The 10,722-nt window shown below is 70.0% G+C and carries 9 protein-coding genes; 3 read left to right on the forward strand and 6 right to left on the reverse strand.

The features are described from left to right. From E8A74_RS22050 to E8A74_RS22070, 5 genes are all read right to left on the reverse strand, one after another. On the reverse strand, positions 1-687 hold the full coding sequence (locus tag E8A74_RS22050; RefSeq protein ID WP_136931022.1) for a hypothetical protein: 687 nt from the start codon (positions 685-687) through the stop codon (positions 1-3). A 33-nt stretch (positions 688-720) separates the two neighbouring features. Then, positions 721-3,156, reverse strand: a complete 2,436-nt coding sequence (locus tag E8A74_RS22055) for an ATP-binding protein (RefSeq protein WP_136931023.1) — start codon at positions 3,154-3,156, stop codon at positions 721-723. A 43-nt stretch (positions 3,157-3,199) separates the two neighbouring features. Then, complete coding sequence (locus E8A74_RS22060; protein ID WP_136931024.1) at positions 3,200-4,042, reverse strand: MlaE family ABC transporter permease; 843 nt, start codon at positions 4,040-4,042, stop codon at positions 3,200-3,202. Next, complete coding sequence (locus tag E8A74_RS22065) at positions 4,035-4,565, reverse strand: hypothetical protein (RefSeq protein WP_136931025.1); 531 nt, start codon at positions 4,563-4,565, stop codon at positions 4,035-4,037. Before E8A74_RS22065 ends, E8A74_RS22060 begins: the two co-directional genes overlap by 8 nt. A gap of 89 nt (positions 4,566-4,654) precedes the next feature. Beyond that, on the reverse strand, positions 4,655-5,470 hold the full coding sequence (locus E8A74_RS22070; protein ID WP_136931026.1) for a rhomboid family intramembrane serine protease: 816 nt from the start codon (positions 5,468-5,470) through the stop codon (positions 4,655-4,657). Between the two features lie 107 nt (positions 5,471-5,577). On the opposite strand from E8A74_RS22070, the gene cysS reads away from it, so the two are divergent. Together cysS and E8A74_RS22080 are read left to right on the forward strand one after the other, a co-directional pair. Beyond that, the gene (cysS, locus tag E8A74_RS22075) at positions 5,578-7,152 is read left to right on the forward strand and encodes a cysteine--tRNA ligase (RefSeq protein WP_232379695.1); all 1,575 of its coding nucleotides are present in this window, start codon (positions 5,578-5,580) and stop codon (positions 7,150-7,152) included. A 133-nt stretch (positions 7,153-7,285) separates the two neighbouring features. Next, a complete protein-coding gene (locus E8A74_RS22080; protein ID WP_136931027.1) occupies positions 7,286-8,263 on the forward strand; it encodes a DnaJ C-terminal domain-containing protein in 978 nt (325 codons plus the stop codon). A 667-nt stretch (positions 8,264-8,930) separates the two neighbouring features. On the opposite strand, the gene E8A74_RS22085 is transcribed toward E8A74_RS22080, so the two are convergent. Next, positions 8,931-9,167, reverse strand: a complete 237-nt coding sequence (locus E8A74_RS22085; protein WP_136931028.1) for a hypothetical protein — start codon at positions 9,165-9,167, stop codon at positions 8,931-8,933. Between the two features lie 833 nt (positions 9,168-10,000). Here E8A74_RS22085 and E8A74_RS22090 point away from each other — a divergent pair. Further along, positions 10,001-10,360, forward strand: a complete 360-nt coding sequence (locus tag E8A74_RS22090) for a carboxypeptidase-like regulatory domain-containing protein (RefSeq protein ID WP_136931029.1) — start codon at positions 10,001-10,003, stop codon at positions 10,358-10,360. Positions 10,361-10,722: the final 362 nt, after the last annotated feature.

The raw sequence follows: 10,722 nt of genomic DNA on the forward strand, positions 1-10,722 counted from the left end.
TCAGGCGGCCTTGCGCCGGCGACGCGCACGCACGGTACGCACGACCGCGCGCACGCCGAGGCCCGCGCCGAAGAGCAAGCCGAGCGACGACGGGACCCCCGCCGCCCACACCACGATCGGGATCGGCGGCCGCGTCGGGCACGTCGAACGCAACGCGAAGCGGCACGCGTTCATCCCGTCGATCTCCTCACGCGCGGCGGTGGTCTCCGGCGTCTCGGGCAGCGCCCGCATCGCCCCCGACGCGATCAGCCACGCCGAGGCCGCCACCTGATCCGCCGAGGCCTCCCGCGGCACGTGGTCCTTCATCGCCACCGCGAGCGCGCGCGCCCGCGCCGCGGGCTCGATCTCCACGAACGCCGCCGCGAAGGCCGACGCGACCGGCGTCGAGATGCGCCCGAGGCACACCACGGCCCGATCCTCGGCCGGCCGCAGGTACACCGTGTTCCCCTCCTGCGTCAGGTGAGGGATCGAGCCCATGACGGGCTCCTCGCGCGTGAGCGCGCGCCGCGCGCTGAGCACGCACGGCTGCAGGCGCGGCGGCTTCCGCAACCACACCGCGGCGTACTGGAAGTACGAAACGATCGCGCCCGCGAGGCCGAGCGCGGAGAGCACGAGGAGCGCGGCGATCACGTGGCGCGCACGACGCCCCCGCGCGGGCTCGGCGGAAGGGGAATCGGTCGCGCTCATGGGCAACGCTTTTGCTCGCCCCTCCCGGGCCTGTCAACCGTGGAGCGCCTCGCCGGGGGTCTGCGCGACCTTCACCCAAACCGAAGCCGCTTGTGGCTGGCCCATCGCCGCCGACAGGTACGCGAGGAACCGCGCGCTCGCTTGCTCGGCCTGCCGATCCGACGCCTCGCGGGCGCGCGCGAGCGCCGTCAGCGTCTCCATGAGCGCGCGATCCATGTCGCCCGCCGACGCGAGCGCGATGCCGTAGGACAGGAGCGCACGCGCGCGCTCGCGCGGCGAGCTCGCCGCCTCCTTCGCTTCCTTCAGCTTGCGCAGCGCCTCGCCGGGATCGCCCCGGGTGAGCAAGACGAACGCGCCCATCCGCTCGACGAGCGCGTCGTGCTCTCCCGTCACCCGGAGCCGCACGAGGATGTCCTCCAGCGTCTCGACGTCGCCCTCGACGAGCGCCTGGCGCAGGAGCTTCGACAGCCGCTCCGCCATCACCACGGGATCCTCGACCGCTTCGGGATCCTCGCCGAGCGCCGCGACCGCCGCCGCCACCGAGTTTTTCTCCGGCGGCACGGACCCCGCGCTCAGGCTCTCGGGCGAGAGCGAACCGAGCGACAACGGCGGGTGCGGATCGGAGGCGCGCATCTGTCCCCCCTCCCCCATCGCCGCCTCGATGATCGACGCGATCGACAGCTCCTCGGCGCGCGGGTCCATGAGCAGCTCGCCCTCGTCCGAGAGCTCCGGCACCTGCACGTCCGGATCGAGGCTGCGCGCCTCGTCGATCAGCGCTGCCGCCGCCCTCCGCAAGCCCACGCCCGCCGCCGCGAGCGCCGCCTCCGCCGCGAGCACCGCCGCCGAGGCCCGCTCCCCCGCGACGGCCGCGTGATACGCCGGCTCCGCGAGCCCGAGCGGCCCCACGTTTTGCTCCAGCACGCGCCCGGCCATGCGATGCCAGAGATCACGCGTCCCCGCGTCGAGCAGCCCGATCAGCGCGCGCGACGCGGTCCTCGTCGCGATCGAAAGCCACCCTTCTTCCGGCCGGTGTGCCCATCCCGCGCCGACGAGCGCGTCCTCCACGACCGCCACGCGCGCGCCTGCGCCCGCCATCAGCGTCGACACGGCGTCCACGATCTCGTTCGGCGCATCCGCGCCGAGCAACGCGACCCCCACGAGCGCCGCGCGCTCCCCGGGTTCGAGCCACGTCGCGCGCCGCGTGATCCACTCGTGCGCCGGCGCCGGCGCGCCTCGACCGCTCGTGCGATCCCGCGGCTCGGCCACGTCCCCGACCCAGCGCAGCTCGCCCGTCGAGAGCCCCTCCGCGAGCGCCTCGCGGATCCCGAGCGGCATCCCTTCCCCGCGACGCGCCCACCTCTCTGCGGCTTCTTGTGTGATCGCCCCGCCGCAGAACGCGCGCGTGAGCTCCACGGCCGCCTCCTTCGGCAGCGGGCCCAGCGTCACCTCCGCGACCACCGGGATCGACGAGAGCACCTCGGGCAGCGCCTCCTCCACGTCGATCCGCACGACCGACCGGAAGAACCCCGGCGGCGGGATCGCCAGCGACACCACCTCCAGCGTCGCGACGTCGACCAACGTCACGTCATCGACCGTGAGCAGCCCCGATCGCCCGTCCACCGGCGCGAGCCACGCATCCACGAGCTCCGCGGCGGTCCGCGGGTCGAGCCCTTCCCCCGCCAGGAGCTTGTTGAACGCCGCGGCGAGCGCCTCCGGCAGCTCGGGCGCCTCTTCCCGCGCGATCGACCGCGCGAACGCGTTGCGCAGCGCCCCGAGCGGCTCGCGTGGCAAAAACGTCGGCGCGATCCGGAGCGAACGCGACGGCGCGAGCCTCTGCGCGAGCTCCTGGAGCAGACGTGTCCCGCCCGCGCCCGGCGCCGCCCGCAAAAGACCTGCACATCCGAGCGGCACCGAGAGCTCGCGCAGCTCCTCCTCGCGCCCGACGAGCGCCGGCGCGGCCACGAGCTTGTGCACGTTCGCCAGCGTGTCGCCCCGCAGCGGCGCGTAGATGTCGAGCCGCTGCCCTCGCGCGATCGACCCGTCCGCGGCGCGCCCTCGACGCAGACCCGCGGTCACGAGGTCGCCGGACTGCACCGCCGCGACGTCCGGATCGAGCAGCACCTCCCCGGGACGCGCGATCAGGGCGAGCCGCTCGGCGCGGACGAGCGGCTCTCCCCACGCGAGCCCTTCCGGCGACCCGAGCGCTTGCATCTCGCCCTGCGCGAGGCCGATCCGCAGCGGCTCGCCGTCTTGCGCTTCGGCCACCTGTTCGAGCACGAACCCGAGCGCCTCGTCGAGCGCCTCGGCTGCAAAGTCGAAGCTGAACGCCTCGCCGCTCCACGCGCACAACGCGCCGCCATGGGCCTCCGCGCGCTTCCGGATCGAAAGCGATCTATCGAGATACCCCGATCCGGAGCTCGCCGCCGGGCCGCTGGGCCCGCGGAAGCTCACCACGATACGTTCCGCCACGCGCGCATCGTCTCTCATCGCGCCCGGCCGTCAAAGAGGGTTCTCAGCCGAAAATGATGAACCCGAGCTTCGTGAGCACGAAGTCCGCCACGAGGATCGAGATCGAAACGCCCACCACGGCCCGCGTGGTCGACTGCCCCACGCCTTCCGTGCCGCCCCGCGTGATCATGCCGAAGTGACAGCCCACGAGCGCGATGATCGCCCCGAAGAACGGGCACTTCATGAGCCCCATCCAGAAGTCGCGGAAGTTCATCGAGCCGAGCGCGGAGCGAAGGAAAAAGCCCCACGGGATGCCGAACTGCCAGTCGCAGATGATCATCGCGCCCGAGAAGCCGATCACGAGCGCCAGCGCCCCGAGCACCGGCATCACGATGACGCAGGAGATCAGACGCGGCAGCACGAGCTTCTTCATCGGGTCGGCCCCGAGCGCGCGGATCGCGTCGATCTGCTCCGTCACGGCCATCGAGCCCACCTCGGCCGCGATGCCCGATCCGATCCGACCGCCCACGATCACCGCCGTCAGCGTCGGCGCGAGCTCGCGCGAGAACGACAAGCCGATGACGCGGCCCGTGTACTCCATGCCGCCGAACTTCTGCAGGCCGAAGGCGAACTGCACCGCCATGACCATGCCCGTGAAGAGCGCCGTCGCGCACGCGATCCCGAGCGATCGGATGCCGAGCTGCTCCATCTGGTGCATCGTCGATTGGAGCTCGAACGGTCTCTGGAACATCGCCGCGAACGTCTCGCGCGTCATCCGCCCGAGCTGCCCGAGGTGCACGAGGAAGTTCATCCCCCGCTGCACGAGTCGCTCGTAGAACGGCGGCTCCGGCGGAAGCCTCGGCAGCGACTTCGGCTTCTGCGACTCCACGCCTGCCTGGCTACTCATCGGCCGGCACCGTGGCGAAACCTTTGACGAACTCCCGGAACGGCCCGACCGCGGCCGGGAACCCCGCGGGGTCGGCGATGCAGTAGAGGTCGTAGACGCAGCCGTCCTTCTTCAGGACCCACACGTCGAACTGCCGCGGCACGCCGTCGAGCTTCGCCGTCACCACCGTGTGCAGCGCCTCCCGCCCGTCGAACGCCACGACCTCTTCCGTCACCACCTCGCGCTCCGTGAACTGCAAGAACAGGTGCTGCACGAGCGAGCGGAGCGGCACGTCCTCGCCGTCCACCTTGCAACGACCCGAGGCGGCGATCATCGCCTCGTTCGCCGTGTCCTCGAACGCGAGGGCCTCGCCGTCGAGCTCGATCCGCTTCCACGTCGAGGGCGGCGTCGGCACGCGGAAGGCGTAGCCGCGCCCTCGGTACACCGAGCCCGTAAAACTCGGCCCCGCGCACGCGCCGATTCCGGAAAGCGCGAGGCAGAGGCCGAGCACGAACGCTCGGGGGCGACGAAAGGGGATTCCCATCGCGCGGGCGAAGCTAACACGCCCGCCGAGGTGTCTCCGGCGGAAACCGACGCCCTGACCATGCTGTGACGAACTGCGTAGGCCGTTTCTCACCAGCCCCAAGGGTCGCGGCCCGAGGGCCGTCGCGGCGGCGGCGCGCCGTAGGGCGGGCCGTAGGGGGATTTGGGCCTCTGGGCGGGCGGCCGGAACTGGGTCCAGCGGTCGTGATCTCGGGGGGGCTTGTCGCGCAGGAACACGCGGACGAGCAGAGCGCCCGCGACGAACCCGCCGAGGTGCGCGAAGAACGCGACGCCGCCGCCCGTCCCGCCGAGCGAGCCGAGCCCGCTGAAGAGGTTCACCACGAAGTACTCGAGGATGATCACCCACGCCGGCAGCTCGAGGAAGAGCCCGAAGAAGAGCCAGAGCGGGAGGATCGGGTTCAGCACCGTGATCGGCGAGCGCGGGTAGAGCGACCCGTACGCCGCGAGCACGCCCGAGATCGCGCCCGAGGCGCCGACCATGGGCACGACCGACGACGGGTTCACGACCACCTGCGCGAGCGCCGCGGCCATGCCGCAGAGGACGTAGAAAAGCGCGTACCGCCGGCTGCCCATGGCGTCCTCGACGTTGTCGCCGAAGATCCAGAGGTAGAGCATGTTGCCGCCGAGGTGCGCCCACCCGGACGGGTCGTGCATGAACATGCTCGAGAACATCGTCGGCAGCGCGGCGAGGGGCTCCTGCACGAGGCGCGCGGGCACGAGCCCGTACTCCATGAGCAGGTCGTAGGCCCTCGCCTCGGCCCCGCGGGGTCCGGCCACCGAGAGGAGCGCTTGCGTCCACACGAAGACGCAAACGTTCACCACGATGATCAACCAGTTGACGTAGGGGGGACGCCGAACCGGCAGCCGGTCTCGAAGGGGCACCATGGCGGGACTGGCTTACCATGTGCACGCCATGCCGGCCCTTCAAGGACACGAAGGTCCGCCTTCCCCCTCGTGACAGGCGTGGATCATGCTGGTAGACGGAGAACGCGATGCCTCCGATCGGCCTACGCCTCCACGACACGATGACCGGCAAGCTGACCGAGCTGGTCCCGAAAAGGGCCGGCGAGGTACGCATCTACTGTTGCGGCCCCACCGTCTACGACGTCGCGCACGTCGGCCACGCCCGCGCCGCGCTCGCCCCTGACGTGCTCGTGCGGCACCTCCGCAGCCAGGGCGTGCGGGTCATCTACACGCGGAACGTGACGGACGTCGACGACAAGATCCTCGCGCGCTCCCGGGAGAAGGGCGAGACGCCGCTCGATCTCTCGGCGCGCATGACGGCGCTCTACCAGGAGGACATCCGCGCGCTCGGCTGCCAGGACCCGGACCACGAGCCGCGCGTCTCCGACTCGATCGCCGACATCGTCCGGATCGTCGAGACGCTCATCGCGAACGGCAACGCGTACGTCGCCGACATGCCGAACGGCGCGAAGGACGTCTACTACGCGGTCCGCTCCTTCGCGCAGTACGGCAAGCTCTCGCACCGGCACATCGAGGATCTCTGCTCGGGCGCGCGCGTCGAGGTCTCCGAGCAAAAGCACGACCCGCTCGATTTCGCGCTCTGGAAGGGCGCGGGCGAGTGCACGTGGGGCTGGGACAGCCCGTGGGGGAAAGGCCGCCCTGGCTGGCACATCGAGTGCTCGGCGATGAGCGAGCGCTACCTCGGCTACGGCTTCGACGTGCACTGCGGCGGGATGGACCTCATCTTCCCGCACCACGAGAACGAGATCGCGCAGAGCGAGGCCGCGCATCCGGGCGAGGGGCCCTTCTGCTCGCTCTGGATCCACAACGGCTTCGTCAACGTCGACAAGGAGAAGATGGCGAAGTCGCTCGGCAACTTCGTCACGATCCGCGACGTCTACCAGCGCAACGACCCCGAGGCGCTGCGCTACTTCCTGCTCACGGTGCACTACCGCGGCCCGATCGCCTTCGAGACGGAGAAGCGCGACGACGGGCGTGTGGTCTTCCCGGGCATCCTGGAGGCGGAGCGGCGGGTCGATTACCTCTACCACACGCTTGGCCGGCTCGGCTCGCTGGCCGAGCTCGCGAAGGGCGCCACGGGCGGCGACGACGCGCCGGCGCCGACGATGCGTTTGCCGCGGGAGATGGCGCCGATGATGGACCTCGCGTCGGCCGCGCGCGGCAAGATCGACACGGCGCTCGACGACGACCTCAACACGCCGGTCGCGCTGGCGGTCGTGGGCGAGCTCGCGCGGGCGGGCAACGAGCTCGTGGACCTCGCGCAGAAGCGCCGCAAGGACCCGGAGATCGCGAAGGCGGCGCCGCTCGTGGCGAAGATGCTGGCGCGCGCGCTCTGGTCCACGGTCGAGCCGCTCGGCATCTTGCAGACGCCGATGGACGTCTACCGCGCGCGCACGCAGGCGCGCCGGCTGTCGATCCTGGGCAAGACGGCGGAGGAGATCACGGCGCGGGTGGAAGAGCGGCGGCAGGCGCGGCAGGCGAAGGACTTCGCGCGGGCCGACGAGATCCGCAAGGAGCTCGAGGCGCTCGGGATCGAGGTCGCGGACAACCCGACCGGGACGACCTGGCGCATCGGCGTGTAGGACCTCACCCTCTGCCCTCTGCCCTCACCCCCTCCCCTCTCCCTCGCGGGAGAGGGGAGATGAGGCCGTTCGGTCGTTTCCGACCGGCCCCCCGTGACGTAGCCACCTCCGGGATTTACCCTTCCCCCGGCCCATGGCTCGCGACCTTTACTCCGTGCTCGGCGTCGCCCGGGACGCAGACGAAGACACCATCAAGAAAGCTTTCCGCAAGCTCGCCGTCCAGTACCACCCGGACAAGGCGCCTGGAAAGGCGAACGAAGCGAAGTTCAAGGAAATCAACCGCGCGAACGAGGTTTTGTCGGACAAGCAGAAGCGCGCGCTCTACGACGAGTTCGGCGAGGACAGCCTGCAGCAGGGGTTCGACCCGGAGCGCGCGCGCTTCGTGCGCCAATACGGCGGAGGCCGCGGCCGCGCCGGCGGGCCCGGCGGGGCGGGCGGCGTGCCGTTCAACGTCGAGGAGATCTTCGGCGGCGGCGGCGGCGGCGCGTCGGGGGATTTCGGCGACCTCTTCGGCAACATCGGCGACATGTTCGGCCGGGGCCGCGGGGGCGGGGCGCGCGGGGGCGCGCGCGCGGCGCGAAAGGGGCAGGACGTCGAGAGCGAGGTGACGATCGAGTTCGTGTCGGCGGTGAAGGGCACGACGGTGCAGCTCCAGCGCGAGGGCGAGGAGCCGATGACGGTGCGCATTCCCGCTGGCGCGAACGAAGGCAGCCGCATTCGTGTCCCTGGGCAGGGCGCGCCTGGCATGGGCGGCGGTCCTCCCGGGGATTTGCTGCTGACGATCCACGTGACGCCGCACCCGTTGTTCAAGCGCGAGGGGGACGATCTACGCCTCGACGTGCCGGTGAGCATCGGGGAGGCGTATTTCGGCGGGAAGATCAAGGTGCCGACGCCGGACGGCGAGGTGACGTTGAAGATCCCTGCGCACACGCAGAGCGGGCAGGTGTTGCGGCTCAAAGGAAAAGGCGTGGCGCGAAAAGGAAAAGAGCCGGGGGATCTTTATGTGCGGTTCTTGATCCAGATTCGCACGGAGGACGATCCGAGCGTGGCCGAGGCGGTGAAGGCGCTGGATGTGCCGGGGGAGGAATTGCGGAGTGAGTTGAGGTTCTGAGGGCGGCGGGCTTCGGCGGCGGTAGGGGGCCGTCTCCCCTGGGGCGTGCCGACAAACACGAGACTCGCGATCGCGGCGCCGATGGTGTAAGGTGCGACCCTGTGAGAGCACCTAGCCCGAAGACACGTCGCGCGGCGCTCGCTGCCTTCGTTCTCGTCGCCGTCGCGGCGCTCATGATGGGCGCGCGTGGCCCCGATGACGACTGGATGTTCGGTCACTGCGAAGAAGATCTCGGGGACGTCCTCAAGGGTTGTCAAAACTGGGAGCCCTGCCCTGATGTGGACGACGAGTTTGCGGACGCGTGCGTGGCCAGTTGTTTGCGCACGCTCTGCCCGGACCAGACGCAGTGCACGGGTCTCGACCCCGCATTCTGTGCCCCCTGTGAGGACATGCAGGGCGCCCTCTTCTGGCGCATCACCGGTCATGCCGATGCCCAGTGTGAATACGAAGTCCGTGTAGCGTCTCCGACCCTGACGAACTGGGAGGCAGAGGTTCGAGTCTACGATGCGTGCTTTCCGGCGCATGTGGAGGAACATTGTCCGGCCCTGGCAGGTACCGATTGGTTGGCGCGGTACGATGCCATCAGCAACTACCCCCGCAAACGTACGACCCCCGCGCGCGCTCCGGGATCCCGCGCGCCATGCACCATGCTTCGATAACCCGAACCTCAGTTGCCACCCTGGCCCCCCTCGCCGGGGTCGTCGTCCCAATCCCCGGCGCCACCTTCGCCCTCCTCGTCGAACCAGTAGTCCCCGCTGCCCGCCCCGACGCCTACCGTGACGAGCGTCCCGCCCGTGGGTCCGGCGGAATCGGGGCCATCCGACGTGCCGGCCCCGTCGAGACAGATCAGCGCGGGAGAGGCTTCGACCCGGCACTCTTTGAGATCGACGAGCCCCTTATCCACGGCTTCCTGCCTGCATCGATCCCTATTCCCGTATCCATCGACAAGGACCGGATCCGCAAGCCCCTGCAGGCGTTCCACCGAGTCGGGGCGACCTTGGTGGCCAGGACAGGTAATGACGACATTGCATTGAATCGCGGGGCCCTCTCGCTGCGTCCGTGTCTCACGGGTCCACTTCGGATTCCGACACTTGCTGTCACACCCCACCCCCATCACGAAGCACCACGCCACCAACGCCCCCACCATGCGCCCCGTCATACGTACGGTCCCTTGCCAGCGTAGACCGCACAGGGCCAACTATCGCGCAGGCGCACAAATGTCGGGGAGCTTCGCGCACAACGCCACGAACCCCGGGGCACCTCGTCCACAAGGACCGGCACCTCGTCCACGAAGACCGGGAACTCCTCCACAACCTCCGCGACCTCCTCCACGAAGACCGGGGACCTCCTCCACGACCTCCGCGACCTCCTCCACGACCTCCGCGACCTCCTCCACGACCTCCGCAACCTCCTCCACGAAGACCGAGTACCTCGTCCACGAAGACCAGGTACTTCGTCCACGACTGCGGCGACCTCCTCCACGAAGACCGGGGACCTCGTCGTCGACGATGACGACCTCCTCCACGAAGACCGGGGACCTCCTCCACGAAGACCGGGGACCTCCTCCACGAAGACCGGGGACCTCCTCCACGACCGCCGCGACCTCCTCCACAACCACCGCGACGTCGTCCACGAAGACCGGGTACCTCCTCCACAACCTCCGCCACCTCCTCTGCCGGCGCGGCAACCCCACCTGACGGCCCCAACCGTCGACGAAGCTCGGGTAGCATCCCCCACATGCTCCGCCCCCTCCTCGCCTCCGCCACCCTCCTCTCCTTGCTCACCCTCGCCGGCTGCGACGAATGCGGCGAAATCGATTGTTCTTGCTTGCAAGGCGGCATCGTCGTGACCGTCGTCGACGCGACCACGAAACAGCCGCTCGTCGGGGCCAAGGTTGCCATTGGCAACGAACTCTGCCCCTCGAATGGCCCGGACCACGTCTGCAATGTCCCCGGCGGCACCTATTCGGTGCAGGTCTCCGCGACGGGGTATGCCGCGAAAACGGTCTCCATCGTATTGCCCGAGCCGCAGGGCGAGGGCTGCTGCGTCTGCGGCGACATCGTCGAGCAGACCGTCGAACTCACGCAGATGCCTTGACCGTCCTACACCGCTTCCACGCGCAAGGCGCCGACGTGAAACCCGCACGAATATTCACGGCGAAGCTCAACAAAAATCGAGCTTTCTCAACGAGATAGCTCCGTCGAGACCGTTGCCATCGCCCTCACGGCGATGGTATTCGTTCCCGATTGGGAACGTCTCGGGTCATGAGGCCCCCACGATTCCCTCCCCATCGAGGCCCATGCTTAAACGAACCCTGCTCCTCACGGCCTTCGCCTCCCTCCTCGCCTCCCCTGCGCTCGCGCAAGGCCCGACCGGCGACACCGCCGCGCCGCCCCCTCCGCCGCCGGCGGACACCGCCGCGCCGCCGGCGGACACCGCCGCGCCCCCCGCCGCGCCCG

This window comes from Polyangium fumosum (assembly GCF_005144585.1).
GTDB lineage: Bacteria > Myxococcota_A > Polyangia > Polyangiales > Polyangiaceae > Polyangium > Polyangium fumosum.

Bases quoted from the DNA above. Each gene is read 5' to 3' on its own strand.
- E8A74_RS22065 (WP_136931025.1), bottom strand. From the start codon at position 4,565: ATGGGAATCCCCTTTCGTCGCCCCCGAGCGTTCGTGCTCGGCCTCTGC.
- E8A74_RS22090 (WP_136931029.1), top strand. From the start codon at position 10,001: ATGCTCCGCCCCCTCCTCGCCTCCGCCACCCTCCTCTCCTTGCTCACC.
- E8A74_RS22060 (WP_136931024.1), bottom strand. From the start codon at position 4,042: ATGAGTAGCCAGGCAGGCGTGGAGTCGCAGAAGCCGAAGTCGCTGCCG.
- cysS (WP_232379695.1), top strand. From the start codon at position 5,578: ATGCCTCCGATCGGCCTACGCCTCCACGACACGATGACCGGCAAGCTG.
- E8A74_RS22070 (WP_136931026.1), bottom strand. From the start codon at position 5,470: ATGGTGCCCCTTCGAGACCGGCTGCCGGTTCGGCGTCCCCCCTACGTC.
- E8A74_RS22080 (WP_136931027.1), top strand. From the start codon at position 7,286: ATGGCTCGCGACCTTTACTCCGTGCTCGGCGTCGCCCGGGACGCAGAC.
- E8A74_RS22050 (WP_136931022.1), bottom strand. From the start codon at position 687: ATGAGCGCGACCGATTCCCCTTCCGCCGAGCCCGCGCGGGGGCGTCGT.